23 protein-coding genes are annotated in these 25129 nt (G+C 65.8%); 6 read left to right on the top strand and 17 right to left on the bottom strand.

The window, feature by feature from the left end; all coding sequences use genetic code 11:
• Positions 1-4: 4 nt before the first annotated feature.
• A complete protein-coding gene (locus QF038_RS10710; RefSeq protein WP_307610117.1) occupies positions 5-1378 on the top strand; it encodes an alpha/beta fold hydrolase in 1374 nt (457 codons plus the stop codon).
• A gap of 24 nt (positions 1379-1402) precedes the next feature.
• On the opposite strand, the gene QF038_RS10715 is transcribed toward QF038_RS10710, so the two are convergent.
• From QF038_RS10715 to coaE, 4 genes are all read right to left on the bottom strand, one after another.
• Positions 1403-2773: an MFS transporter gene (locus QF038_RS10715; protein ID WP_307610118.1), complete on the bottom strand. Its 1371-nt coding sequence runs from the start codon at positions 2771-2773 to the stop codon at positions 1403-1405.
• Positions 2774-2880: 107 nt separating this feature from the next.
• On the bottom strand, positions 2881-3909 hold the full coding sequence (locus QF038_RS10720; RefSeq protein ID WP_307610119.1) for a TerC family protein: 1029 nt from the start codon (positions 3907-3909) through the stop codon (positions 2881-2883).
• Between the two features lie 203 nt (positions 3910-4112).
• Positions 4113-6209 (bottom strand): excinuclease ABC subunit UvrB, encoded by a 2097-nt coding sequence (gene uvrB / locus QF038_RS10725; RefSeq protein WP_307610120.1) that lies wholly within the window; start codon positions 6207-6209, stop codon positions 4113-4115.
• A 116-nt stretch (positions 6210-6325) separates the two neighbouring features.
• Positions 6326-7546: a dephospho-CoA kinase gene (gene coaE / locus QF038_RS10730; RefSeq protein ID WP_307610121.1), complete on the bottom strand. Its 1221-nt coding sequence runs from the start codon at positions 7544-7546 to the stop codon at positions 6326-6328.
• Between the two features lie 88 nt (positions 7547-7634).
• Here coaE and QF038_RS10735 point away from each other — a divergent pair, with 88 nt between their 5' ends.
• Complete coding sequence (locus QF038_RS10735; RefSeq protein WP_307610122.1) at positions 7635-8324, top strand: YigZ family protein; 690 nt, start codon at positions 7635-7637, stop codon at positions 8322-8324.
• The gene (locus QF038_RS10740; RefSeq protein WP_307610123.1) at positions 8308-8811 is read left to right on the top strand and encodes a GNAT family N-acetyltransferase; all 504 of its coding nucleotides are present in this window, start codon (positions 8308-8310) and stop codon (positions 8809-8811) included. The genes QF038_RS10735 and QF038_RS10740 overlap by 17 nt, the downstream gene beginning before the upstream one ends.
• A 198-nt stretch (positions 8812-9009) precedes the next feature.
• On the opposite strand, the gene rpsA is transcribed toward QF038_RS10740, so the two are convergent.
• From rpsA to polA, 3 genes are all read right to left on the bottom strand, one after another.
• On the bottom strand, positions 9010-10485 hold the full coding sequence (gene rpsA, locus QF038_RS10745; RefSeq protein WP_307610124.1) for a 30S ribosomal protein S1: 1476 nt from the start codon (positions 10483-10485) through the stop codon (positions 9010-9012).
• A gap of 216 nt (positions 10486-10701) precedes the next feature.
• On the bottom strand, positions 10702-12000 hold the full coding sequence (locus QF038_RS10750) for a GNAT family N-acetyltransferase (RefSeq protein WP_307610125.1): 1299 nt from the start codon (positions 11998-12000) through the stop codon (positions 10702-10704).
• A gap of 133 nt (positions 12001-12133) precedes the next feature.
• A complete protein-coding gene (polA, locus tag QF038_RS10755; protein WP_307613449.1) occupies positions 12134-14818 on the bottom strand; it encodes a DNA polymerase I in 2685 nt (894 codons plus the stop codon).
• A 193-nt stretch (positions 14819-15011) separates the two neighbouring features.
• Here polA and QF038_RS10760 point away from each other — a divergent pair, with 193 nt between their 5' ends.
• On the top strand, positions 15012-15488 hold the full coding sequence (locus QF038_RS10760) for a hotdog fold thioesterase (RefSeq protein WP_307610126.1): 477 nt from the start codon (positions 15012-15014) through the stop codon (positions 15486-15488).
• A 28-nt stretch (positions 15489-15516) separates the two neighbouring features.
• On the opposite strand, the gene QF038_RS10765 is transcribed toward QF038_RS10760, so the two are convergent.
• From QF038_RS10765 to QF038_RS10800, 8 genes are all read right to left on the bottom strand, one after another.
• Complete coding sequence (locus QF038_RS10765; RefSeq protein ID WP_307610127.1) at positions 15517-16080, bottom strand: dihydrofolate reductase family protein; 564 nt, start codon at positions 16078-16080, stop codon at positions 15517-15519.
• Positions 16081-16170: 90 nt separating this feature from the next.
• Complete coding sequence (locus tag QF038_RS10770) at positions 16171-16392, bottom strand: hypothetical protein (protein ID WP_307610128.1); 222 nt, start codon at positions 16390-16392, stop codon at positions 16171-16173.
• Positions 16389-17696, bottom strand: a complete 1308-nt coding sequence (locus QF038_RS10775) for an inorganic phosphate transporter (protein ID WP_307610129.1) — start codon at positions 17694-17696, stop codon at positions 16389-16391. The genes QF038_RS10770 and QF038_RS10775 overlap by 4 nt, the downstream gene beginning before the upstream one ends.
• A 152-nt stretch (positions 17697-17848) precedes the next feature.
• Positions 17849-18358, bottom strand: coding sequence for an HAD domain-containing protein (locus tag QF038_RS10780; RefSeq protein WP_307610130.1), 510 nt, complete (start codon positions 18356-18358; stop codon positions 17849-17851).
• Between the two features lie 17 nt (positions 18359-18375).
• Positions 18376-19062 (bottom strand): hypothetical protein, encoded by a 687-nt coding sequence (locus QF038_RS10785; protein WP_307610131.1) that lies wholly within the window; start codon positions 19060-19062, stop codon positions 18376-18378.
• A 68-nt stretch (positions 19063-19130) separates the two neighbouring features.
• Complete coding sequence (locus tag QF038_RS10790; protein WP_307610132.1) at positions 19131-19562, bottom strand: VOC family protein; 432 nt, start codon at positions 19560-19562, stop codon at positions 19131-19133.
• A gap of 106 nt (positions 19563-19668) precedes the next feature.
• The gene (locus tag QF038_RS10795) at positions 19669-20334 is read right to left on the bottom strand and encodes a response regulator (RefSeq protein ID WP_307613450.1); all 666 of its coding nucleotides are present in this window, start codon (positions 20332-20334) and stop codon (positions 19669-19671) included.
• 104 nt (positions 20335-20438) lie between these two features.
• Positions 20439-22379, bottom strand: a complete 1941-nt coding sequence (locus QF038_RS10800) for a DUF4118 domain-containing protein (protein ID WP_307610133.1) — start codon at positions 22377-22379, stop codon at positions 20439-20441.
• A gap of 115 nt (positions 22380-22494) precedes the next feature.
• Between QF038_RS10800 and QF038_RS10805 the strand changes: the two genes are divergently transcribed.
• Positions 22495-23115, top strand: coding sequence for an L-threonylcarbamoyladenylate synthase (locus QF038_RS10805; protein ID WP_307610134.1), 621 nt, complete (start codon positions 22495-22497; stop codon positions 23113-23115).
• Between the two features lie 4 nt (positions 23116-23119).
• Here the strand turns inward: QF038_RS10805 and ligD are convergent, their stop codons facing one another.
• Positions 23120-24142 (bottom strand): non-homologous end-joining DNA ligase, encoded by a 1023-nt coding sequence (gene ligD, locus QF038_RS10810; protein WP_307610135.1) that lies wholly within the window; start codon positions 24140-24142, stop codon positions 23120-23122.
• 68 nt (positions 24143-24210) lie between these two features.
• Here ligD and QF038_RS10815 point away from each other — a divergent pair, with 68 nt between their 5' ends.
• Positions 24211-24903: an alpha/beta family hydrolase gene (locus tag QF038_RS10815; protein WP_307610136.1), complete on the top strand. Its 693-nt coding sequence runs from the start codon at positions 24211-24213 to the stop codon at positions 24901-24903.
• A gap of 43 nt (positions 24904-24946) precedes the next feature.
• On the opposite strand, the gene QF038_RS10820 is transcribed toward QF038_RS10815, so the two are convergent.
• Complete coding sequence (locus QF038_RS10820) at positions 24947-25102, bottom strand: hypothetical protein (protein ID WP_307610137.1); 156 nt, start codon at positions 25100-25102, stop codon at positions 24947-24949.
• Between the last annotated feature and the right edge of the window lie 27 nt (positions 25103-25129).

The following is a 25129-nucleotide window of genomic DNA, read 5'->3' on the forward strand; positions in this document are numbered from 1 at the left end:
GGACATGACTGAGGCACGCGTGGCAGGACGCCCGCCCTTCGGACGCCTCGGCTCCGGGACCAGTAACATCCGGCACGAGATCAGGGCCCGGCACGAGTTCCGCGGCCTGCGTACTGTGGAGCACTACTTCACTGTGCCCCTGGACCATTTCGGCTCCTCCGGCAGCTCCGAAACGATTACCGTCTTCGCCCGTGAGTACGTTTCCGCTGCCCACACCATGGAAGAAGCCGCGCGATTGCCGTGGCTGTTGTTCCTGCAGGGCGGTCCGGGCGGCCGCGGCAACAGGTTCGGTTCCCTGGGCGGCTGGAGCAAGGCCGCCGGCAAGGAATTCCGCATCCTGATGCTGGACCAGCGGGGCACCGGGCTGTCCACTCCCCTTGACCGGAACACGCTGCCCCTCCGGGGGTCCGCGCTGGAGCAGGCTGCCTACCTGGAACATTTCCGCGCGGACTCGATTGTTGCCGACGCCGAACTGATCCGCGCTGCCCTGGGCTCACCGCCCTGGACTGTCTATGGGCAGAGCTACGGCGGCTTTTGCGCGCTCACCTACCTCTCCTTTGTTCCGGAGGGCCTGCGGCAGGCATTGATCACCGGCGGCCTCGCGCCGCTCGCGGGTCCGGCGGACGATGTGTACCGGGCGACGTTCAAGCGGGTGCGGGCACGGAACGCGGAGTACTTCACGTGGTACCCGGAGGACCGGGCCACCGTTGACAGGATCGCGCAGCACTTGCGGACCGTCCAGGAGCTCCTGCCCGACGGCGGCCCGCTCACCGTAGAGCGCTTCCAAATGGTGGGCGCCTTCCTGGGCGGCAACACCCGGGTGGACAGCCTCCACTACCTGCTGGAAGATGCGTTCGCTTGCTCTTCCGGCGGAGCCCGGCTAACGGATTCTTTCCTGGAGCAGGTACAGGGCATCGTCTCGCGCCGCTCCAACCCGCTCTATGCCCTCATGCACGAGTCCATCTACGGGCAGGGTGAAGCCACGCACTGGTCGGCGTGGCGGATACTGCGCGAGTTCCCCGAGTTCCAGCCGGATGCGGACCCGCTGCTGCTCACGGGCGAAATGGTCTATCCGTGGTACTTCGACCAGGACCCTGCCCTGCGCCCGCTGCGCGAAGTCGCCGAACTGCTGGCGGCCAAGCCGGACTGGAAACCGCTGTACGATGCCGGCCGGCTTGCCGCCAACACCGTGCCTGTCGCCGCCGCCGTCTACTCGGACGACATCTATGTGGACCGCAACCTCTCCCTGAAGACTGCCGCGGCGGTCCGCGGGCTGCAGGTCTGGGAAACGCCGGACTTCCACCATGACGGGATCGCCGACGACGGTGAGGGCATTTTCAACCGATTGATGGGAATGGTGCGCGGAGTCCGGGGGTGAGCCGCGGCGGGGCCGGTGGGCGCATTAGGGAGTCAGAGACTCCCGCCGCCGCGCCGCCCGTGTGACCATGGCGGCGCCGAGCACCGTGGCTCCTATTGCCGCACCGGCCATGTTCAGCCCCAGGTAGCCGGCCTGGCTGAGGACCAGGCCGGACGCGGCACCGCCCACCGCACCCGCGGCCCCCATCAGCATGTCGGAAACGCCCTGGACCACCACGCGGGACTCCTGGCCAACGCTCTCGGCAAGCAGGGTTGACCCGGAAATGGTGGACGCGGACCAACCCACGCCCAACAGGACCAGCCCCACCGCCACCGCCGTGGTGGAGTCCTGGCCGAATCCGGCAACGGCGACGGCCGTGATCATTGTCGCGAAGCCGATCATGATGGTCTCAGGTCTGCCGGCCTTGTCTGTCAGCCACCCCATCACGGGCGACAGCGCGAACATCCCGGCGATATGAAGGGAAATGGTGAAGCCGATGATCACCAGGACGTCGCCAGTGGCAGCATGGCCGGCGTGGCCAGGGCCGGCCAGAAGTTCCTGCAGATGAAGCGGCGTCATGGACATCACGCCCACCATCACCCCGTGCGCTCCCACCAGGGCGGCCACCGCCAGCAGGGCTGCCCGGGATGCGCGGATGGCCCGCATCCCCCGGACCAGTGACCCGGGTGCCCGGGCCTGCAGGGCTGCCGGCTGGTTGACGGGGTGGCCGGCGGGGTTGGCGGCCGGCTGGCCTGCGGGCTGGTTCAGTGATGGCACGGCGGCGAGTTCCCGGGCCAGCAGCAGGGGGTCCGGCCGAAGGCCGAAAAAGAGCAAGACGACGGCGAGCAGGAGTCCGGCGGCCGAGATCACAAAGGGACCCGCGACAGGAGGGAGGCCAAGGGCCTGGCCCACTGCGGCCCCGGGCTGGATCAGGTTGGGTCCGGTGACGGCTCCGACTGTCACGGCCCACACGACGGCGGACAATGCCCGGCCGCGGTGTTCGGCGTCCGCGAGGTCGACGGCGGCGAAGCGCGCCTGCAGGCTGGCGGCGGTGCCGATCCCTATGCCGGCTGCACCGAGGATGAGCAGGACGAAGAGGCCCGTGACAACGGACAGGACCATCAGCAGCGCGCCGGCCATGGCGGCCGACAGTCCAGCCACTTGGCCAATGCGGCGTCCCCGCCGGTCAGCCAGCGCGGCCAGGGGCAGGGCAGCCAGGGCAGCGCCGAGGGTCATGACGGTGGCGACGGCGCCGGCCCACGCACTGGAACCGGAGAGCTCCACGGCAAGGATGGACCCGATGGACACTGTGGCGCCGGTCCCGATCCCGCCAAACACCTGGGCTGCACTCAGCAGCACCACGGTGCGCCGCTGCACCTGGCGGACTCCGCTTTCGGTCATCAAAGTGCCGGCCATGATCCGAGCATAGACCCCGGCGGTTCCGTCTTGGAGTGTTTTTTAAGCAAGTAATCCCGGCCGCGGGGGCGGCCGGGACTACTCGTCTTTACAGTTGCAGAGCCTAACTAGTCGACGTCGCTGTGGCTCTTCCGGACGTCTTCCTCGAGGCGGGGATCGAGATGGGATTCCTTGGCCTTGGAGCTGAGGAGGCTGGCCACCACGGCGATCAGGATGGTACCAACGATGACTGCCAGGGACACGAAGGTGGGGATCTCAGGAGCCCACTCGATGTGCTTGCCACCGTTGATGAACGGCAGTTCGTTGACGTGCATGGCGTGCAGGACCAGCTTGACGCCGATGAACGCCAGGATGAAGGACAGTGCGTGCTTCAGGTAGATCAGGCGGTTCATCAGTCCACCCAGCAGGAAGTACAGCTGGCGCAGGCCCATCAGGGCGAAGAGGTTGGCCGTGAACACAATGAACGGGCTCTGGGTGAGACCGAAGATGGCGGGGATGGAGTCGACGGCGAAGAGCAGGTCGGTCATGCCGATGGTGATGAACACGATGACCATGGGGGTGAAGACCTTCTTGCCGTTCACCACGGTGCGGAGCTTGCCGCCGTCGTACTTCTCCGACATCGGGATGATCTTGCGGATCTTCGCGATGAGCGGGTTTTCCCGGTCCTCTTCGTCTTCGCCCTCATCCTGGGCCTGCTTCCAGGCGGTCCAGAGGAGGAAGGCGCCGAAGATGTAGAACACCCAGCTGAACTGTTCGATGACGATGGCGCCGAGCAGGATGAAGATGCCGCGCAGGATCAGGGCAATGATGATGCCCACCATCAGCACTTCCTGCTGGTACTTCCGGGGCACCGAGAACCTGGCCATGATGATGATGAAGACAAACAGGTTGTCGATGCTGAGGCTGTATTCAGTCACCCAGCCGGCGACGAACTGGCCGCCGTATTCCGGTCCGGTAAAGGCAAACATGGCGCCGGCGAACGCCAAGGCCAGGGAGACGTAGAACGCCACCCACAAGCCGGCTTCCTTCATGGAGGGTTCGTGGGGGCGGCGGACCACCAGGAGAAGGTCAATCAGGAGGATGAGGCCGAGGACGACAAAGGAGCCGACCTCGAACCAGACGGGCAAATCGAGCACAGGGTAGCCTTTCGCAGGGTACAGAGATGCGTTGTAAGTCTCTCCGGCCTGCCTGTGCACTTGGTGCTGAAGTGGCGGCCCGCTACGCCCGGCGGGGCAACCATGCCCTGCGTGTTGACGATCGTAGCGCTTGGGATACTCCCCTACGTGACGTTAACTGTACCCCAGGCGGCTGCCAGCCGCTCCCGGCTGCGTGTTTTGCGTCAGGCGTGTCCGGCGGCCTGCATCTGGCGCAGTTCCTTCTTCAGCTCGCTGACTTCGTCCCTGATGCGTGCCGCCACCTCGAACTGCAGCTCTGCTGCCGCCCCGTGCATCTGCTCGGTGAGTTGCTCGATGAGGCCCACCAGGTCCTCGGCGGGAGCCGCGGCGAGGCCGTCGGAACGCACCTGGGCGGCACCCTTGGCTGCGGCCTTGCGCTTGCCGCCCTTGGCCAGGCGGTTGTTGTTGAGCAGTTCCTGGGTGTCCGCGTCCTCCCGGGCCAGCTGGTCGGTGATGTCGGCGATCTTTTTCCGCAGCGGCTGCGGGTCCACACCGTTCTCTTTGTTGTAGGCCACCTGGATGGCGCGGCGCCGGTTGGTTTCGTCAATAGCGTTGGCCATGGAATCGGTGATCCGGTCCGCATACATGTGGACCTGGCCGGACACGTTGCGGGCTGCACGGCCGATGGTCTGGATCAGGGACGTGGAGGACCGGAGGAAGCCTTCCTTGTCCGCGTCCAGGATGCTGACCAGCGAGACTTCCGGCAGGTCAAGGCCTTCACGGAGCAGGTTGATGCCCACCAGCACGTCAAAGCTGCCCATGCGCAGTTCACGCAGCAGCTCCACCCGCCGCAGGGTATCGACGTCGGAGTGCAGGTATTCCACCTTGATGCCGTGCCCCAGGAGGTAGTCCGTGAGGTCCTCGGCCATGCGCTTGGTCAGCGTGGTGACCAGGACGCGTTCGTCCTTCTCCACCCTGGTCCTGATCTCTCCGAGGAGGTCGTCGATCTGGCCCTTGGTGGGTTTGACGATGACCTCGGGATCGATCAGGCCGGTGGGACGGATGATCTGCTGGACGTAGCCGTCGGCCTTGCCCAGCTCGTACTTGCCCGGGGTCGCGGAAAGGTAGACAGTCTGCCCGATGCGCTCCAGGAACTCGTCCCATTTCAGCGGCCGGTTGTCCATGGCGGAGGGAAGCCGGAAGCCGTGGTCCACCAGGGTGCGCTTGCGGGACATATCCCCTTCGTACATGGCCCCGATCTGCGGGATGGTCACGTGGGATTCGTCCACCACCAGCAGGAAGTCGTCCGGGAAGTAGTCGATGAGGCAGTGGGGGGCCGTGCCGCCGGCCCGCCCGTCGATGTGGCGTGAATAGTTTTCGATGCCGTTGCAGAAGCCCATCTGCTGCATCATTTCCAGGTCATAGGTGGTGCGCATCCGCAGGCGCTGCGCCTCCACGAGCTTGTTCTGTCCCTCCAGCACTGCCAGCCGGCTGGCCAGTTCGTCCTCAATGGACTTGATGGCGCGGGTCATCCGCTCCGGACCGGCCACATAATGCGAGGCCGGGAAGACGTACATCTCGGTCTCTTCCCGGATAACCTCGCCCGTGACGGGGTGCAGGGTGTAGATGTTCTCCACTTCGTCCCCGAAGAACTCGATCCGCAGGGCCAGTTCCTCGTACATGGGAATGATCTCGACTGTGTCCCCGCGCACCCGGAACGTACCGCGGTGGAAGTCCATGTCGTTGCGGGCGTACTGCATGGAAACGAACTTGCGCAGCAGCGCATCCCGGTTCATTTCCTGGCCCCTGCGCAGCGTGACCATGCCCGCGATGTACTCTTCGGGCGTGCCGAGGCCGTAGATGCAGGACACGGTGGCCACCACAATGACGTCCCGCCGGGTCAGGAGGGCGTTAGTTGCTGAGTGGCGAAGCCGCTCCACTTCCTCGTTGATGGAGGAGTCCTTCTCGATGAAGGTGTCCGTTTGCGGAACATAGGCTTCGGGCTGGTAGTAGTCGTAGTAGGAGACGAAGTACTCCACCGCGTTGTTGGGCAGCAGCTCCCGGAACTCGTTGGCCAGCTGCGCGGCGAGGGTCTTGTTCTGCACCATCACCAGGGTGGGGCGCTGGACCTGCTCGATCAGCCAGGCAGTGGTGGCGCTCTTGCCGGTACCGGTGGCGCCGAGCAGCACCACGTCCTTTTCACCGTTATTGATGCGCTCCGTCAGCTCCGCGATGGCGGCGGGCTGGTCGCCTGCCGGCTTGAACTCGCTGATCACCTCGAAGGGCGCTACTACACGATTGATCTCCTGCGCAAGGCTCATGGATCTAATCTACAACCGGGCACCGACACTGGAAGGGCCAGTCCGTTACGGGCGAACAAGCAGGGCAGGTCCAGGGCAAGGGTTCGACGACGGCGGGCCGGGACGGTGCCCGGGTTTCAGGACGTGTACGACGGCGGCTGCCAGCCGGAGGCTTTGGCCCACCGTTCCAGGGCTTCTTCGGCTGCGGTGAACCAGTCTTCCTTCGCCTCGGCGTAACCTGCCGTGGACCGGTCACCGGAGTGAGCGGCCGCCAGCCGTCGCTTCAGCGCAAGATATTCCGCGGCGGCTGCCGGTTCGGCGCGGAGCCAGTCCCGGAAGCACAGGGCGAAACGCCAGCCCGCGGAGCCCAGGGCCCGGATGTGGAGGTTCACGTCCCGCCCGGGGTCGGCGTTGACGTGGAAGCGCTTTTGCCAGTCTTCGCGGCTTGGGTGGCTGGGTTTGGGGGTGTCGGCGGTGATGCCGGGAACCACGGGGAACCCGGCGGCGGCCAGCGCGGGAGCCAGGGCATCGGCGGCATGAATGCCGGGCACGGTCAGCTGCAGGTCGATGACGTCCTTGGCCTCCAGACCGGGAACCGACGTGGAACCGATATGGTCCAGCCGCGCCGCGTCCCGCTGCTCCACGGGAAGGGCCTTGGCAATCCGGCTCATGAGCCGCTGGGCCTGCTGAGCCCACAGCGGATCCGAGGGCACCAGGACAGGTCCTCCGTGCCGTTTGGCGCGCGCTCCCGCCGCCAGGTTGCCGGCAAAGGGCACTAACCTCTGATCCCAGAGCCGGTCCACCTGGTCCACCAGGTCCTGCAGGCTGCCGGAGTTATGCAGGACGAGGTCGGCGGCGGCAAGCCGGTCCTCGCGGCTTGCCTGGGCCGCCATCCGTGAACGGGCAGTCTCCGCCGTCATCCCGCGGTGTTCCAGCATCCGCTGCAGCCTGATGTCCTCCGGCGCGTCCACCACCACAACGAGATGGAAGTCGCTGCCCTGCCCGGTCTCAACGAGGAGCGGAATATCCTGCACTACCACGGCGTCGTCATGCGCTGCCGCGACGATGGCCGCAGCGCGTGACCGGACCAGCGGATGGACGATCCCGTTCAGGACCGCCAGGCGCTCCGGGCTGCCGAACACCGCCTCGCCGAGCCTGGCGCGATTGAGGCGCCCGCCGCCGTCAAGCATCCCGCCGCCAAACTCGGCGACGATCCGTTGGAGGCCTTCGGTGCCGGGCTCCACCACTTCCCTCGCCAGCGCATCAGCATCCACCAGTACGGCACCGCGCTCCTTGAGCCGCGCCGCAGCGACTGACTTCCCTGATGCGATTCCGCCCGTCAACCCGATTTTCAGCACTCCACCACCTTATTCCCCACCGCTCCCCTGACCTCGCTCCGCTCGCCCAGGGAACCCTCGCGGCGTGGGCCCAACTAGACTTGGGCGGGTGCAAGAGAAAGAGAGCCGGGCCGCCAGCTACACCACGCTGGCTCCCGGCCCGGATTTCCGCCATGAGATTGAGATCAAACGCTCCCGGTTCATCACTGTCCTGCGCCGGGCCGGCACGGAAGAAACAGCCAGGGACGTGGTGGCAGGCCTCCGCCGGGAATTCCACGACGCCCGGCACCACTGCTCAGCCTTCATCATCGGCCCGGACCGGGACATCCAGCGCTCAAGCGACGACGGCGAACCGTCCGGGACGGCAGGCATCCCCATGCTTGAGGCGCTGGCCAAAAGGGAAACGGCACCCGGGGTGGCCGACCTCAGCGACGTCAGTGCCGTCGTCGTGCGCTACTTCGGCGGAGTCCTGCTGGGAGCCGGCGGCCTGGTCCGCGCGTACTCGGAGTCCGTTTCCTCGGCTCTGGCGCTGGTGCCCCTGGTGCGCCGGAGCCGGCTGCGGATCTGCGCAGCCGACGTACCGCATGCTGCTGCCGGCCGGCTGGAAAACGACCTCCGCGCCGCCGGCTTCGTGATGGCCGAAACAAGCTACACAGCCCGGCACACAGTCCTGCGCCTGGCCGTACCGGATGACGCTGCGGCCATCGCCGGCGCCGCGGAACGGCTGCAGCTATTGACGGCCGGAAAAACCGTCCTGACCCCCGAAGGAACGGAATGGGTGGATGCCCCGCTCCCTTGACGTGTCCCTCGCGGATGTGGATGAAACAGTCCTGGAGCAACTCCTGGAACTGGCCAAGCGCGACGCCTCCCCGGACGAGGTGGCTCCCCCGCTGGGCGGACCGGGCTGGAACCTGGAAAGGACAGCATGGTTCTTCAGCTACCACCGGGCCGCCGCACAGGGCCTCGACGGGGAAGCCGGCGAAAAAACCTGGGTCATCCTTGCCGGTGGCAGCCCCGCCGGTTCCATCCGGCTTAAACGTGTCGCTACCGGCAACGGCCGGAAAAGCGCGGAAACGGGGATCTGGCTGGGCAGAAGCTTCCGGTCCCGTGGCATCGGAAGTGCAGCCCTCCGCCTTGTCCTGGCCGAAGCGCGCCGGGCCGGATTGGCGGAAGTGACCGCCCGCACCCTGGCCGGGAACATTGGCGCACAGCGCCTCCTGACGGCGGCGGGGGCAGTGCTGACGTACGACGACGCCGGAACTGTACACGCCGTCGTCGTCCTCTAGGGAACCCCGCTGACCGGATTGCGCAACGTATGTGCCCTGGCTGGACTGCTGGCCCCCTAACAGCAGGCAGCACGGCGGCCCCGGCCAACAAAAGTTACGCATTTGGGTTCCGTATGCCGACGAAGGCCGTTAAAACAACAGACCCCCTGCCCGAAGGCAGGGGGTCCATTGTGTCAGCCCGGAAAGGGCCGGTGGCAATTAGTTGCCGGTCAGCTTCTCGCGGAGAGCAGCAAGTGCCTCGTCCGAAGCCAGGGTGCCGGCACCGGTGTCGGCGGCAGCAGGCTCGGAGGAGTAGCTGGTGGTGCCGGAATCGCTGTCACCGGACGTTGCAGCTGCAGCGTCGTCGGCAGCGTGCTGGGCAACCTGCTTCTTGTGTGCTTCCCAGCGGGTCTGGGCGTCAGCGTACTGCTGCTCCCAGGCGGCGCGCTGGTTCTCGTAGCCCTCGAGCCATTCGTTGGACTCGGGATCGAAGCCCTCGGGGTACTTGTAGTTGCCCTCTTCGTCGTACTCTGCGGCCATGCCGTAGAGAGCCGGATCGAATTCGGTGCTGTCGGCGTCGACGCCCTCGTTGGCCTGCTTGAGGGAGAGGGAGATACGGCGGCGCTCGAGGTCGATGTCGATGACCTTGACGAACAGCTCGTCGCCAACGGAGACAACCTGCTCTGCCAGCTCCACGTGGCGGACAGCCAGCTCGGAGATGTGGACCAGGCCTTCGATGCCGTCTTCGACGCGGACGAACGCACCGAACGGAACGAGCTTGGTGACCTTACCCGGAACAACCTGGCCGAGGGCGTGGGTGCGGGCGAAGGTCTGCCACGGGTCTTCCTGCGTAGCCTTGAGCGACAGGGAGACACGCTCGCGGTCCAGGTCCACCTCGAGAACCTCGACGGTGACTTCCTGGCCAACTTCGACAACCTCGGACGGGTGGTCGATGTGCTTCCAGGACAGCTCGGAAACGTGAACCAGGCCGTCTACGCCGCCCAGGTCCACGAAGGCACCGAAGTTGACGATGGAGGAAACGACGCCGGGACGGACCTGGCCCTTTTCCAGCTTGTTGAGGAACGTGGAGCGGACCTCGGACTGGGTCTGCTCGAGCCATGCACGGCGGGACAGGACCACGTTGTTGCGGTTCTTGTCCAGCTCGATGATCTTGGCTTCGATCTGCTGGCCGATGTACGGAGCCAGGTCGCGCACACGGCGCATCTCGACGAGGGATGCGGGCAGGAAGCCGCGCAGGCCGATGTCGAGGATAAGACCACCCTTGACGACCTCGATGACGGTACCGGTGACAACACCGTCTTCTTCCTTGACCTTCTCGATGTCGCCCCAGGCACGCTCGTACTGAGCGCGCTTCTTGGAGAGGATCAGGCGGCCTTCTTTGTCTTCCTTGGTGAGCACCAGGGCTTCGACCTGATCGCCAACGGAGACAACGTCTCCGGGATCAACGTCGTGCTTGATGGAAAGCTCGCGGGAGGGGATGACACCTTCGGTCTTGTAACCGATGTCGAGCAGAACTTCGTCGCGGTCGACCTTGACGACGGTACCTTCGACGAGATCTCCGTCGTTGAAGTACTTGATGGTCGCGTCGACTGCTGCGAGGAAGTCCTCAGCGGTACCGATGTCGTTAATGGCGACTACGGGGGTACCGGGCTTCTCGGTGGAGGTGATGGTCATGTAGTAGGGGCTCCGTTGTGGATAGTTAGTCGGTCAGGTGACCACCACTTCCGGGTACTGACCTGGAGGCGGAGCGCGGCGGATTGCCGGGTCATCCTGATTGCGTGGCGTTCAAATGCGAACCAAAGCGATGCACACGTAACACACGCCCGTTTATTCTAGTCGCTGCCCGCAACACGGGTCAAAAGCGGCCGTGCTGCTTCCCGGGTGTGGGAGTCAGAAGTGCGTCAGGCAGTGCGTGGACCGTTCGACGCCGAACATCTGGCGGGCCGTCAGCGCCGAGCCCGGCGAGTTCTCCCCGATGCGTCCTGCCGCTGCCAGCGTGACCGGGCATACGGCGCCCAGGTAGATGGAGGACAGGGCGGAGATGTCCAGGGACAGGTCCGCCGCGGCACCTTCCGGAAGGCGTTCGACGGCGGCCTGGCCGCCGACGACGTCGAGGGCGAACGTTCCCGCCGTGAGGCCGAGGGGGTCGTTGACTTCGAGGACCAGCCGGCCGTCTGCCGGGTAGTGCCTGGCTTCCAGCGCCTGGGCGGCGTCCAGGATGCGAAGCCACAGCATGTCCCGGCTGTCCGAGGAAACGATGCAACGGGGGTCGGTCAGCGCCCAGGCCAGCGGGTCATCCAGTGGCGCTTCGGACCAGGAGACCCGCTCCACGAGATCGATGGCGCCGAGGAACTGCCAGAGTTCGAGGTAGGCACTGTTTCCGGCCGCCACGAGGTCAACCACTTCCACCGTGTAGGGCTCAGTGTCCCAGCCAAGGAATTTATAGGACACGTAGCCATCGGGAATTCCGTCAGCTGAATAGTGCAGGGCCACCTTGATGGCAGGATCCTCCTTGCCTTCCCGGCCAAGGGAACCCGATGCCAGCTGCCGGTACCAGTCCTGCCGGCTGATGGAGCCGGGCGTGAGCCGGTGCACGCGGCCGAAGATTTCCGGCGCGAGTTCCAGCAGTACCTTGGGATCTGCGATCTCAACATTGCCCACGGGCTGGTGCCTCACACTGAACCGGGCCGTGGTGTCCACATGGACCTTGCGTTCGAAGCTGGCCACGCCGTACCCGAAGCGGCCGTAGATGGTTCCTTCCGAGGCGGTCAGGGCGGCCATGGCAACGCCGTCTTCTTTGGCCAGGCGCAGGTCCTCGCTCATCATCCGGCGCAGCAGGCCGCGCCGGCGGTGCGAGGTGCGGACGGTCACTGCCGTAACGAGCTGGCTTTCCAGCATGCGGCCAAAGCCGATGTTGAGGCTTTTCCGGAAGGTGGCAAAGGTGGCCACGGGAACGTCCGCGGGCAGCGACGCCTGTGCCACCTCTCCCGTCTGGTAGGCCCCGGTCAGCACCCGGCCGTCGGCTTCGTAGGTGGTGAGCGCCTTTGCCACGTGCTCGGGTGTCCGCGTGGATTCGTGGAAACCGAAGGCCACGGCCCGGACCCACGTGGCAGCTTCGTCATAGCCGTCGTTGCCTTCGGACACCGCAGGGAAGCGCCGGATCTCATAGTTACCGCTCAGTTCAGCCACCCGCCCGAGCCTAGCCAATAATTCCCCGGACCCGCCAGCAGCGACACACGTCCGCGGGAGGTTTGAGCTGGCGGACGCCGGTGGCGCAGGAAGATCCGCGGTCTTCCTGCGCCACCGGTCGGCGTCGGGATTTCTAGTGCCCGGCGTCGTACCAGCTGGGCCCAACACCGATCTGGACCTCCAGCGGAACGCTCAGGTCCGCGGCTGCGGCCATCTGATCGGTGACCAGCTTCTCCACTGCTTCCCGCTCCCCTGCGGCCACTTCCAGGACCAGTTCGTCGTGGACCTGCAGCAGCATCCGGGACTTCAGTCCCTGGGACTGAAGCTCCCCATGCACGCCGAGCATGGCCCGTTTGATGATGTCCGCGGCCGAGCCCTGGATGGGGCTGTTCAGCGCGATCCTTTCGGCGTTTTCCCGGAGCTGCCGGTCAGTGCTGGTGAGATCGGGCAGGTACCGCCGGCGTCCCTCGATGGTCGCCGTGTAACCGTCCACGCGGGCCTGGTCCACCACGCCCCGCAGGTAGTCGCGGACCGCGCCGAACCGGTCGAAGTAGTCCTTCATCAGGGTGCGGGCCTCGTCCACGGAAATCTCCAGCTGCTTGGACAGGCCGAACGAGGTCAGCCCGTAGGCCAGGCCGTAGGACATGGCCTTCACCTTGGAGCGCATGGCGCTGGTGACTTCCTCGGTGGGCACGTGGAAGATGTTCGAGCCCACGAAGCGGTGCAGGTCCTCACCGTCCTTGTACGCCTGGATCAGGCCCGCATCCCCGGAGAGATGGGCCATGATGCGCATTTCGATCTGGGAGTAATCCGCGGAGAGCAGGCACTCGTAGCCGTCGCTGACCACAAAAATCCCGCGGACGCGCCGGCCTTCCTCACTGCGGATGGGGATGTTCTGGAGGTTCGGGTTGTTGGACGAGATCCGCCCCGTTGCCGCCACGTTCTGGGCGTACGTGGTATGGATCCGGGCGTCCTCGGCCACCGACTTCTTCAACGACTCCAGCATCTGCCGCAGCTTGGCAGCCTCACGGTGGGCCATGAGCTGGACCAGGAACTCGTGGCCGGTTTTCTCCAGGAGATTCTTCAGGGAGGCGGCATCGGTGGTGTAGCCGGACTTGATCTTTTTGGTCTTGGGCAGCTGGAGTTCCTCGAACAGCACTGTCTGCAGTTGCTTGGGCGACCCGAGGTTCACCTCGTGGCCGATCGCGGCGAACGCCTGTTCCTGGGCGTTGTCGATGACCCTTGCAAGGTCTGCAATCTGCTCGTCCATCCGGGCCATATCGATCCCGATGCCCGCCAGCTCCATGTCGGCCAGCACACGGCTGACCGGGAGTTCGAGCGTGGAGAGCAGTTCCTCGGCCCGGCGCTCCTTCAGTTCCGCTTCAAAGAACCTGCTCAGTTCAAGGACGACGGCGGCGGCCTGCACCAGCGCGCCGGCGGCGGCTTCGTCGTCGCCGTCGAAGGACAACTCCAGCTGGCCCGCCTTAGCGGTGGCAGCCGGGATGCCGACGTTGAGGTGGTGCTGGGCGAGTTCGGCGAGCTCGTAGGTGCGCCGGTCCGGCTCGATGAGGTAACCGGAAATGGAGGTGTCGTCCACTACCCCGTCCAGCTCCAGCCCCCGGGAAGTCAGGGCTTTCAGCGCGGCCTTGAACCCGTGCATCACCTTGGGCGACTCGGGGTCACGCAGCCAGCCGGCAAGGACGTTTTCGGCATCTGCCTCCTGGGCGGCGAGGTCGATGTACGCGGCGGCGCCGTCGCGGACGATGGCCAGCCCGGCAGCGTCCTCGCCGATCCTTCCGGGAACCAGGTCCACGGCGAGGGCGGACCGCTGGCCGGCGCCCGCCGCCAGGAAAGCGTTCAGTTCCGCAGCGCCCGACGGCGTGATGAAGTCAGGCGTTTCGATGCTGGCGCGCTCGGGGGCGGGGGTGTCGTCGTCGCCATAGAGGGCGAAGAGGCGGCCGCGGATGGCTTTGAACTCGAGTTGGTCGAACAGATCCTCAAGGGCTGCCTGGTCGGGTCGGGGCTGGTACAGGTCATCGAGGGTGACGGGCAGTTCCAGGTCTGCGTGGAGCCTGTTCAGGCGGCGGTTCCGCTTGACCGCTTCCACGTTCTCGCGCAGCGCGTCGCCCACCTTGCCGCCGATGGCGTCGAGGTTTTCCAGTACGCCCTCAAGGCCGCCGTAGAGGTTGATCCACTTGGCGGCCGTCTTGGGTCCCACGCCGGGCACGCCCGGAAGGTTGTCCGCCGTCTCCCCCACCAGCGCTGCGAGGTCGGAGTAGCGGGCCGGGCTGACGAAGTATTTTGCCTCAATGGCGGCGGCGTCCATTTTGGGGATGTCGCTGACGCCCTTCTTCGGGTAAAGGACAAACACGTTGTCCGTGATCAGCTGGAACGCGTCGCGGTCGCCGGTGACCAGCAGGACTTCGAAGCCGGCCTGATCGCCCATGGCGGCAAGGGTGGCCAGGATGTCGTCCGCCTCGTAGCCGGGCATCTTGATCGTCTTGATGCCCCAGGCCTCCATGACCTGGCCGATGAGGTCGATCTGGTTGTTCATCTCGCGGGGCGTCTCGTTGCGGCCGCCCTTGTAGTCGCTGTAGTCGGCCTTGCGGTGGGTGGTCTCATCCGAGACGTCGAAGGCAACGGCGATGTGTGTGGGCTGCTGTTCCTTGATCAGGTTGATCAGCATGGACGTGAAGCCGTGGATGGCGTTGGTGTGCTGCCCGTTGGCAGTGGAAAACTTGTCGGCAGGCAGGGCGAAAAAGGCGCGGAAAGCCATGGAGTGGCCGTCCAGCACCAGCAGCCGCGGCTGGCCCGTCATGGGGACAACGGGGGCGGCAGTTGCTGACACCGATCCGCCGGCCTCCGCCGGGCCCTTCTCCTGAACTGCATCGTCCTCTATTGCAATGTCCTGAAGGGCGGTTGAGCCCTGCGGGGCGTTGTGGTCCTGGAGGACGTCGGACGGGAAGGGGGCCGGTTTGGTTGTTTCACTCACAGGTGCCAGCCTAGTTGCCATGATGGACAATTTCACGCCCGGCCCCTACGCGGGGGAGCTTACTGCCGCTGGAGTCCCGGAGCACCTGCACCGCTGGCTTGGCCAATTCGGGATTGGCGCACTGGTGGTGAAAATGGGCATCCATTTCCTGGAGATGAGCCCTGAGCGGACGGTGGCCACCATGCCGGTGGAGGGCAACACCCAGGTGGCCGGAATGCTTCACGGCGGCGCGCACGTGGTGCTGGCGGAAACGCTCGGATCATTTTCGGCAGGCATGCACGCAGGGCCCGGCCGCCATGCCGTTGGCATTGAGGTCAGTGCCACCCACCATCGTTCCATCTCCGGCGGGACGGTAACAGGTACCTGTACGGCCATCCACTTGGGCCGAACGCTTGCTACGCACGAGATCGTTATGACGGATGAGCAGGGCCGGCGGCTGTCCACGGCCCGCATCACCAACATGATCCGGGACAACGCCGCCCCCGCGCAGGATTAGGCCGGGCGCCAGGAGGTGGTGGTGCGCCTTAGGGGCCGTCTGCCTTGCCGTTGCCGTTCAGCAGGTACCGCAACTCAATGATGCCGCTCCCCATGGCGCGGGATGCAGTCAACTCAAGCGGCGGCGTCGGGCCTGACAGTGGCAAGAGGCGCTTGCCGTTACCCAGGACCACCGGGATCACCGAGAGGATGAGTTCATCCAGCAGGCCGGCCTCGGCAAACTGGGCAGCGAGGTCTCCGCCGCCCACCAACCAGATGTTCCGGCTTCCGGCGTCCGCCGTGAAGTCCGCCATAAACTCGCTGACGTCCCCGCGCACGAACGTGATGTCCGCGCCCGCAGGTGCTGTGTGCTCATGCCGGGTGAAGACGTAGCAGGGTGTGCCCGGGTACGGCCAGTTGCCCGGCTCGTGCTTCATGAGCCAGGCGTAGGTGCCGCCGCCCATCACAATGCAGCCCACGCCTGCCATAAAGGCTTCGTAGCTTTCCATGCCGCCTTCGAAGCCGTCGAACTGCAGGAGCCAGCCAAGGTCGTCGGTGGGGGTGGCAATGAATCCGTCGAGGGATGCGGCTACGAAATACTGGATCCGTGACATGCCACAAGACTAGCGACCGGCCCCGCACTGGCCAATGGCTGGTGCGCCTGCAAAGCGGCGGAACCGGCTGGCGTGCGGTTCCCCCAGGGGCTAGCGGGAGAAGTAGGGAATGATCAGGTAGAGCCCGACGAGCACTGCCAGCCCGCACAGGCCGAAGCACACATAGGCAAGGGACCTTTTGAGGCCCGGCGAGGCCTGCTGGGCGTCACCGGCAATGGCGGTGAGCCGAACGCCGAGGGAGTAGAGGACCACCACAGTTACTGCGGCAACCAGGGTGGCACCGGCCACGGTCAGCAGTTCCAACCACTTCATCGCTGGGCATCCTTCGTTGTGGTGGCTTCGGCCTCTGCCTCAGCCGGAGGTTCTGTGGTGGCCGCGGCTTCCGCCTCGGCTTTCGACTTGGCTTTCGCTTTGGCCTTCGCCTTGGCATCTGCGCGGGCGCGGGCCATAGCCTTCTTCTTGGCGAAGCGGACGGCCTGGCCGGCTTCCTCAACTTCGACAGCGTTGTGGTGGCCCACGGCGGACTTTCGCGAGTAGAAGAACATAAAGAGCACCGCTGCCGTGCCGGCGATGGCGGCAATCAGTACGCCCACCACCCCGGTCTTGACGAGCAGCGCTGTGAGCGCGCCGACGATCCCGGCAGCGGGAAGGGTAAAGAGCCAGCCGAGGGCGATCTTGCCCACCATGTTCCAGCGGACCGTGGTTCCCCTGCGGCCCATGCCGGAGCCGATCACGGAGCCGGACGCAACCTGGGTGGTGGAAAGGGCAAAACCCAGGTGCGAGGACGCGAGGATGGCGGAAGCGGTGCTGGTTTCTGCGGCGAAGCCCTGCGCGGGCTTGACCTCAGTGAGGCCCGAACCCATGGTCCGGATGATGCGCCAACCGCCGGCGTAGGTGCCGATGGCGATGGCAAGGGCGCAGGCTGCGATCACCCAGAGCTGGGGGCCGGAGCCGGGGGTCTGGGTGCCGGCGGCAATAAGCACCAGCGTGATGATACCCATCGTCTTCTGGGCATCGTTCGTGCCGTGGGCCAGGGCCACCAGGCTGGAGGTGAAGATTTGTCCCGTGCGGAAGCCGCCGCGCTTCTGCGTCAGCTTGGTCCCCGTTTCGGGGTCCTGGCGGGCCGTCAGTGCGTAAGCCAGGCGGGTGCAGACGTAGGCAACAGCTCCTGCGATGACCGGAGCGAAGATTGCCGGCAGGATCACCTTCTGCAGCAGGGTCTCAAGATTGATGGAGTTGAACCCGATGCCGGCGATGGCCGCGCCGATCAGGCCGCCGAACAGCGCATGGGATGAACTCGACGGCAGGCCCTTCAGCCAGGTGATCATGTTCCACAGGATGGCCCCCATCAGGCCCGCGAAGATGATATCCGGCGTGATCTGCACACCATCGGAGCCTTCACGGATGATCCCGCCGGAGACCGTTTTCGCCACCTCCGTGGAAAGGAAGGCTCCCACCAGGTTCAGGATTGCTGCGAGGGTCACGGCTGTCTTCGGCTTGATCGCACCGGTTGCAATGGGCGTGGCCATGGCATTCGCGGTGTCGTGGAAACCGTTCGTGAAGTCGAAAAATAGTGCCAGTGCGATGACCAGCGCCACCATAAAGGTGATATCCACCTGTTGCCCAATCTGCAGAGTCGACGTTCAGCAGTTTCTTTCCCCCGGCTGCCTTGCACAGCATAATTCACCAGCTGTTCGCTTGGAATGACCTGCGGCGTTAAGTCAGCCGGCGTGAAACCTTATCGATCGTACGCGTCCGGGGCAGGAGGTCAAAACAAAGGCCGACCGAGGAAGGAACGCAGCGCATCCAGTTCCGACGGCGAAATCCCGCGCCGGGGATCCGGTGAAACAGCCAGCAGCCTGTGACCCAAAATCCGGACCCAGGCCTGGGCTTCGGCCTCATAGGCGAGCTGGTCGTCCACCCAGGCGACGGCGTCGGGCGAGGTTCGTTCCACATCGTCCTGGATGGCGTCGAGCTTCCACCAGCCGGGACCGCTTCCGGCCCCTTCGGCGGTCAGGTGCGGCCAACGGGCGCCGTTCAGGCCAATCGCCGGACAGAGGTATTGGGGGGCGAGCTCCTCCCAGCTGGTCAGCCAGACGCACCGCAGTTCCGCCGTGGCAGCCAGGCTGTTCAGTCCCGCCACTAGTTCGGGCGCGAACGCCACCGGCAGGAGGCCGGCATCTGCATGCCGCCATGCCGTTCCCCACCCGTTGCTCCCTGCCGCACCAAACGGACAGAGGACGCCGTCCACGTCGAGATACAGCGTGCGTAGGGCCATGGTTCCTCGCCGGGATCTTAGCGGTGCTGCGGGTCCCAGGGCCGCACGGCGGGCTCGATCATGGGCGAGATCTTGTCCTCCAGGGCTGCCAGGGCGACATCCGGCAACACAATGAGCCCGTCCAGTTCACGGCGCGCCCGCTTGTAGGCCGCCTGCCGTTCGGCCGGGGTTGCGGCATGGTCCTCTGCGATCTTGAGCAGCTGCCGGGCGGTGGCCAGCCGCTCACGTTCCGGCCCCGTGAACTTGCTGTCTTTGAGGCGTCTGGCCTCCCGCTCAGCGACGTCCAGGGCCACACTGAAATCGTCAACGGCTTTCCGGTACGCCTCAACCCGGGAAGGAGCAGTCATGTCCGCCGCTGAAGGGGGCCTGAGGCCGTCGGCTTCCCGTTTGGCGCGCAGAAACGCGACGGTGAGCGGCTCACGGACATCAGTCATCAGTGGAAAGTCAATGAGCTTGCCCACATCGAGCTCGTACTCCAGCCAGCGTTTGTTGGTGGCACCGTGGGCGGCCATCAGCGATTCGACGTCAGCCACGGAGGCTTTCTCCGCCGCATGCACCTGGTTCCGGAGCTTATAAAGCTCCACTTTCCGCTGGTGCCGCCGGTCGCCGGCCTTGCGCCACGAATTTGCCCAGTGGCCGGCGAGGGCGCTCATGGGAAAAACAAGCCACCATTTGTCCGAGAGGAAATCGAAGAGGGACTCCACGCGTCCATCGTCGCACTGCGTGGCGTCCCTCCTCAAGGAAACAGGGCCGGGCCTGCCCGGCCGCCGGGTTACGAGGCCCCGGCTGCCTGCTGGTTGTTGACGTTCACAAGCCAGGACACCCCGTACTTGTCGGTGCACATGCCGAAGATGTCACCCCAGGGTGCCTGCTCCATGGGGACTGTCACGGTGCCGCCCCCGCCGCTGAGCTTGTCGTAGTAACCTCGCAGTTCTCCCTCATCTTCACCGCTGAGGGAAATGGAGATGGACGAGCCCGGACTGAACTCCATGCTGTTCGGGGTGTCGGCACCCATCAGTACCAGGCCCTGCGTGGTGGTCAGCATCCCGTGCATGATTTTTTCGGCTTCAGCCGGGTCCTCGCTGGCTTGAAACTCACCAAACGTGCTGAGCGTCAGCTCGCCGCCGAAAACGGACTGGTAGAAGTTCATGGCCTCCCGCGCGTTCTCGCGGAAGCTGAGGTAGGGGTTGAGTGTGGTGGGCATGGCTGGATCTCCTTGAGTTTGAACTGAAAGGAATGGAACCAGACAACATCCTGCCGCACCAGGCAGGCCTCTGGGTAGGGGCAGGACTGCCCCCCTTTGGCCGAATTCAGGGAACGAAGCGGTATCCGATTCCGGGTTCGGTCAGCAGGTGGCGGGGATTGCCGGGGTCGGCTTCAAGTTTCCTGCGCAGCTGCGCCATGTAGACCCGCAGATAGTTGGCTTCCTTCTGATAGGCAGGCCCCCAGGCGTGCGCCAGCAGTTGCTGCTGTGTGACGAGGCTTTTCGGATTCCGCACCAGGATTTCGAGGATGTTCCACTCAGTGGGCGTGAGCCGCACAGCGTTTCCGTCGCGAAGCACCTGCCGGTGAACGAGGTCCACTGAAAATCCGGACGATGCCACCACCGGGGCTGACTCCGGACCAGGTATCCGCCGCATGAGGGCCCGAAGCCGTGCCAGGAGCTCGTCCAGTCCGAACGGCTTGGTGATGTAATCATCGGCACCGGCGTCCAGCGCTCCCACCTTGTCCGATGAGCCGTGCCGCGCCGACAGGACCAGCACCGGGACGGAACTCCAACGGCGAAGATTGCCAAGGACGTCTGCGCCGTCCATGTCCGGCAGTCCGAGGTCCAGGACTACAATATCGGGTACGTTGTGGCCTGCAGCGGCGAGGGCAGACGCTCCGTCCTCCGCGACAGCAACGTCATAGCCATGCGCCGCCAGCGTGATGCGCAGCGCCTTCAGCAAGTGGGGGTCGTCATCAACCACGAGGATTTTCGCACCCTGGTGCGGCGCGGCCTCCTGCTCCGTGGGCTCATGCCGTGCGGCCTTCTGGAGTCCGTCCTTCTGGTGTCCGGGTCCTGCCGGGGACGGTCCTGTCACGTCCGCACCGTCCCAGCGCCTGGAACCGTCTCTGCATTCGGGGCATTGCTGCCGCTGCCGGGGCTGCCGGTGGAAAGCGGCAGCCGGATAATCATCGTCAGCCCTCCCCCTGGAGTCCCCTCGGCCGTAAGGGTCCCCCGCATGGCCTGGACGAAGCCTTGGGCTACGGCCAGTCCGAGGCCCAGGCCGCTGGCCTGGGGCAGGTCGTCAAGCCGCTGGAACGGCCTGAACATGTCAAGCACCTTCCGCTCGGGTACGCCCGGACCATGATCAACGATGCGCAGTTCGCCGCAGGGATGCCCCTCAGGGGTCACACCACCCAGCCCGTCCGCCGTCGTGGTTATCGACACTCCCGAACCCGGGGCATGCTTGAGTGCGTTCTCAAGGATGTTGGCAATGACCCGTTCCAGCAGCCCGCGGTCCGCTTCCACCGGGGGAAGGTTGGCCGGCAGCGCCACCGCCACGGCACCCTCCGGAAGCCCGCGCAAGGCCGCATCAATTGCCTCGCTCCACCTGACCGGGCCCAGCAGCGGCTCCACCGAACGGGCGGTGATCCGCGACATGTCCAGCAGGTTCCCCACCAGCGAATCGAGCCGGTCACTGCACGCATCTATGGTCTCCAGCAGCTCCCGCTGCTCAACCGGCGTATAGGCAACGCCATGTTGCAGGAGCCCGCCGGCCGCGAGTTTGATTCCGGCCAGCGGGGTACGCAGGTCGTGTGAGACGGCCTGCAGGATGGCCGTGCGCATGGTGTTGCCTTCTGCAAGGCGCAGGATTTCGTGCCGGCTGGCCTCCAGCTGCCGGCGTTCCAGTTGGGCTTTGACATGGACCGCGAAGGCGCCGAGCAGCCTCCGCCCCGCCGCTGGCACCTCCCTGCCGAACAGGACCAGCCACGTCACAGGGTCCACCTGGACGGTAGTGGTGCCCGGAAGGCCGCGGAGGTCCTGGGCTCCGTCCTGCCAGCCGGAAATATCACCGGCTCCCGCCAGGAGGAGCGGCGTGCGCCCGGATTCCTGACCCTTCGGATCCCGATGCCCGGCCGCGGGGAGGTTGCTGACGACGGCTGCCCCGGAGGCACCGAAGGCATCGAGGGCTTCAGCGAGCAGGCCGTGGAGGGTGTCCTCGGACCGGGATGCCCCCAAGGCGAGATCACCCAGGGTGGCGGCTTCGGCTTGCGCCCGGGACGCTTCCTTTGAACGCCGGGCTGATCCATCCACCACGCCGGCCACCGCCACCGAGACGCCGACAAATACCGCCAGCGAGAGCAGATCCTGGGGGTCGTGGATGGCGAGGTCGCCTAGGGGCGGAGTGGAAAAGTAGTTCACCAGCAGGCTGCTCCAGAGAGCACCCGCAACCGCCGGCCACAATCCGCCCACCAGGGCCACGGCCACGGCGCCCGTCAGCTGAATAAGCACTGCGGTAGCCACACTGTGCTCGAACATGGCCAGGAGGAGCTGCAACAAAGGCGGAAGAACCGCGGCGAGGGCAAACCCGAACCCCGTCCGCGCCCGGCCCAGTTCCGGCCGCCTCCCCCGGCTGCCGGAGTACCGGACCAGTGGCACCACCTGGACGTCAATGTCCGCCGCCTCCCGCACCACTTTGGTGTCCACGCCCAGGCTGAAGGGGGCCCGGACCCGGTGACGGCGGGACTGGCCCACCAGGATGTGGGAGGCCCCTGCAGAGCGGGCGAATTCCACGAGGGCGGCGGCGGCATCGGATGCCGATACCGTGTGATAGCTGCCACCCAGGTCTGCGACCAGGCGGCGCTGGGCTTCGAGTGCCTGCGGGGACTCCCCCCGGGTCCCGGCCGGGGTGCGCACGTGGACGGCGAGCAGTTCACCGCCAACGCCCCGGTGGAGAAGCCTCGCGGCGCGGCGCACCAGGAGTTCCCCGTCGTCGTCGCCCTGGAGGCCCACGACGATCCGTTCCATAGCCATGCGCCACATTCTGCCACCCTGTCCGGCCCCCGGGTGCCGCGCGCTCCGCCCGCATTGCATGCAGCGGGCGCTTCAATGGTGCGGCGGCACGGCGCGGGAACGTAGGCTCGGGTACATGGCCAGATACTTTGACGTTCATCCGCAGGATCCGCAGCCCCGGGCCATCGCCCAGGCAGTACGCATGGTGCTCGACGGCGGGCTGATCGCCTATCCCACGGACTCCTGCTACGCGTTGGGGGCCCAGCTGGGCAACAAGGACGCCCTGGACCGGATCAGGAGCATCCGCAGCCTGGACGACAAGCACCATTTCACCCTGGTCTGCAAGGATTTCGCCCAGCTGGGGCAGTTCGTGAACATTGGCAACGACGTCTTCCGCAGCATCAAATCCGTGACGCCCGGGAGCTACACCTTTATCCTGCCGGCCACCAAAGAGGTTCCGCGGCGGCTCCTGCACCCCAAAAAGAAAACAGTAGGAGTCAGGATCCCGGACAACAGGGTGGTGCAGGCGCTGCTGGCTGAACTCGGTGAGCCCCTGCTTTCAAGCACGCTGCTGCTGCCGGACGAGGAAGACCCGCTGACCCAGGGTTGGGAGATCAAGGAGCGGCTGGACCACTTGGTGGACGCGGTGATCGATGCCGGCGACTGCGGGGCTGAGCCCACCACCGTTGTGGATTTCTCCAGTGGTCTGGCTGAGGTGGTCCGGCGCGGTACCGGAGACCCCGCACGCTTCGAATAGGCCGTCAGTCCTGCTTCCGGGCGCGGCTGGGCTGCACCCGGGGCGGCTCGCCGGGCATTTTGGGGTAATCCGGCGGGAATGGCATCTCCTCGAGCCCGGCCTTAAGGTCCCGCTCCCACCACTTGAGAAGCGTGTCGATGGTGCCCGATGTGCTGTGCATGTCCGCCCACGGGTCGCCCACGGTTTTGAGCCGGTCCGGCACGGTCAGGATGGTGAAGTCCTTCGGGTCAGCGGTCTCCAGCTCGTCCCAGGTGATCGGGCAGGAGACCGAAGCGTGCGGCAGCGCACGCGGGCTGTAGGCGCCGGCGATGGTGCGGTCACGGTTGGCCTGGTTGAAGTCCAGGAAGACCCGCTTCCCCCGTTCTTCCTTCCACCACGCGGTGGTGACCTGCTCCGGCATCCGGCGCTCCACTTCCCGGGCGGCGGCAATGACGGCATGCCGCACATCGAGGAACTCCCGCGTGGGCTCGATGGGCGCGTAGACGTGCAGCCCGCGGTTGCCGGAGGTTTTGATGAAGCAGGTCAGGCCGGCCTCGGCCAGGACCTCCTTCATCACCAGCGCCGCGGGGACGGCGTCCCCAAAGTCTGTGCCCGGCTGCGGGTCCAAATCGATCCGCAGCTGGTCCGGGTTGTCAGTATTCGCGGTCCGGGAGGGCCAGGGGTGGAAGACCACCGTGTTCATCTGGACAGCCCACACGGCTGCGGCGGGCTCGTCCAGGATCAGCATCGGATGCGTGCGGGCGCTGGGAAAAACCACCTTCTGCGTCCTGATGAAGTCCGGCGTCCCCTTGGGCGGGTTCTTTGAGAAGAACATCTCGCCATTGACGTTGTCCGAGTACCTCTGCAGGGCCACCGGCCGGTCCCCGTTGGCCGCGATGAAGGCTTCTCCCATGTCGCAGATGTAGCGCGCCAGGTCCAGTTTGGTGAGCCCCAGGTCCGGCCAAAGGACGCGGCTGGGGCTGGAAATGCGCATCTCACGGCCGCCGTCGGGGCCCGGAACGGTAATGGTGGTCTGTTCGCTCGCCATGGGGACAACGTACACCCCGGCTGCGGAAACGGGACAGATTTCCGCCCCCGGTCCGGCATGATGGAGGGATGCCAGCCCCGGAAGTTCCCCTGACCGTTACGGTGGGCGACACCACCGTCACCGCAGCTTATGCCCGCCCCGACAATCCTTCCGCCACGTTGGTGGTTGCCCACGGCGCCGGCGCCGGGATGGAGCATCCGTTCCTCACGGGGTTCACGGCGGCACTGAACGGGTTGGGCGTGGCGACGCTGCGCTTCAACTTCCCCTACCGGGAAGCCGGAAGGAAGTTCCCGGACCGGCCGCCAGTGGCCATCGCGGCGTGGCGTGCTGCCATGGCCGCTGCTGCCGGGCAGGCAGGGAAGCATCAGGACGCGGGCCCCCTCTGGGCGGCCGGTAAATCCTTTGGCGGCCGGATGGCGTCCATGGCCGTAGCGGACGGTATGGACGCTGCCGGGCTCGTCTACCTGGGTTATCCCCTGCATCCGCCGGGCAAGCCGGAGAAGCTGCGGGACGAACATCTGTACGGGCTGGCCGCTCCCATGCTGTTCCTGCAAGGCAGCCGGGACACATTCGCCACTCCGGAACTCCTGGCCGACGTGGTGTCACGCATCGGCCCCAATGCTGTCCTTCAATGGGTGGAGGGCGGCGACCACTCCTTCGCTGTCGCCGGCACCAAGCGCCCCGCCGCTGAGGTGGGTGCTTCGCTGGCCCAGCCCGTGGCCGCATTTATCCGGGACAAGTCCCCGTCAATGCAGTCCTGATCCAGTATGTACTGGGCCCGTCCTCAGACCGGCTCAAAGGGACTTACGCTGCGGCCTCCTCGTGCCACCAGCCTTCCCAGGCGGCGGAGGTCAGGCGGCCTTCCGGGAACTCGCTGGTTCCGTCTGCGCCGTTCTGGGACCGGCCGTCCTCGAAGCGGCGGCCGTCGAGCAAAAGGTTGAGGCTGTTCAAGAGAAACATTTTTGCGTCCTTCCATGTCTGATGTGG

Origin of the sequence: Pseudarthrobacter sp. W1I19, assembly GCF_030817835.1 — a bacterium.
In the GTDB taxonomy this organism is placed as follows: Bacteria; Actinomycetota; Actinomycetes; order Actinomycetales; family Micrococcaceae; genus Arthrobacter.

Excerpts from the sequence above, each read along its gene's own strand:
- QF038_RS10710 (WP_307610117.1), top strand. The coding sequence starts at position 5 with ATGACTGAGGCACGCGTGGCAGGACGCCCGCCCTTCGGACGCCTCGGC.
- QF038_RS10715 (WP_307610118.1), bottom strand. The coding sequence starts at position 2,773 with ATGGCCGGCACTTTGATGACCGAAAGCGGAGTCCGCCAGGTGCAGCGG.
- uvrB (WP_307610120.1), bottom strand. The coding sequence starts at position 6,209 with ATGAGCCTTGCGCAGGAGATCAATCGTGTAGTAGCGCCCTTCGAGGTG.
- QF038_RS10740 (WP_307610123.1), top strand. The coding sequence starts at position 8,308 with ATGCCCCGCTCCCTTGACGTGTCCCTCGCGGATGTGGATGAAACAGTC.
- rpsA (WP_307610124.1), bottom strand. The coding sequence starts at position 10,485 with ATGACCATCACCTCCACCGAGAAGCCCGGTACCCCCGTAGTCGCCATT.
- polA (WP_307613449.1), bottom strand. The coding sequence starts at position 14,818 with ATGACGGGCCAGCCGCGGCTGCTGGTGCTGGACGGCCACTCCATGGCT.
- QF038_RS10760 (WP_307610126.1), top strand. The coding sequence starts at position 15,012 with ATGATGGACAATTTCACGCCCGGCCCCTACGCGGGGGAGCTTACTGCC.
- QF038_RS10765 (WP_307610127.1), bottom strand. The coding sequence starts at position 16,080 with ATGTCACGGATCCAGTATTTCGTAGCCGCATCCCTCGACGGATTCATT.
- QF038_RS10770 (WP_307610128.1), bottom strand. The coding sequence starts at position 16,392 with ATGAAGTGGTTGGAACTGCTGACCGTGGCCGGTGCCACCCTGGTTGCC.
- QF038_RS10780 (WP_307610130.1), bottom strand. The coding sequence starts at position 18,358 with ATGGCCCTACGCACGCTGTATCTCGACGTGGACGGCGTCCTCTGTCCG.
- QF038_RS10790 (WP_307610132.1), bottom strand. The coding sequence starts at position 19,562 with ATGCCCACCACACTCAACCCCTACCTCAGCTTCCGCGAGAACGCGCGG.
- QF038_RS10800 (WP_307610133.1), bottom strand. The coding sequence starts at position 22,379 with ATGGCTATGGAACGGATCGTCGTGGGCCTCCAGGGCGACGACGACGGG.
- QF038_RS10805 (WP_307610134.1), top strand. The coding sequence starts at position 22,495 with ATGGCCAGATACTTTGACGTTCATCCGCAGGATCCGCAGCCCCGGGCC.
- ligD (WP_307610135.1), bottom strand. The coding sequence starts at position 24,142 with ATGGCGAGCGAACAGACCACCATTACCGTTCCGGGCCCCGACGGCGGC.
- QF038_RS10815 (WP_307610136.1), top strand. The coding sequence starts at position 24,211 with ATGCCAGCCCCGGAAGTTCCCCTGACCGTTACGGTGGGCGACACCACC.
- QF038_RS10820 (WP_307610137.1), bottom strand. The coding sequence starts at position 25,102 with ATGTTTCTCTTGAACAGCCTCAACCTTTTGCTCGACGGCCGCCGCTTC.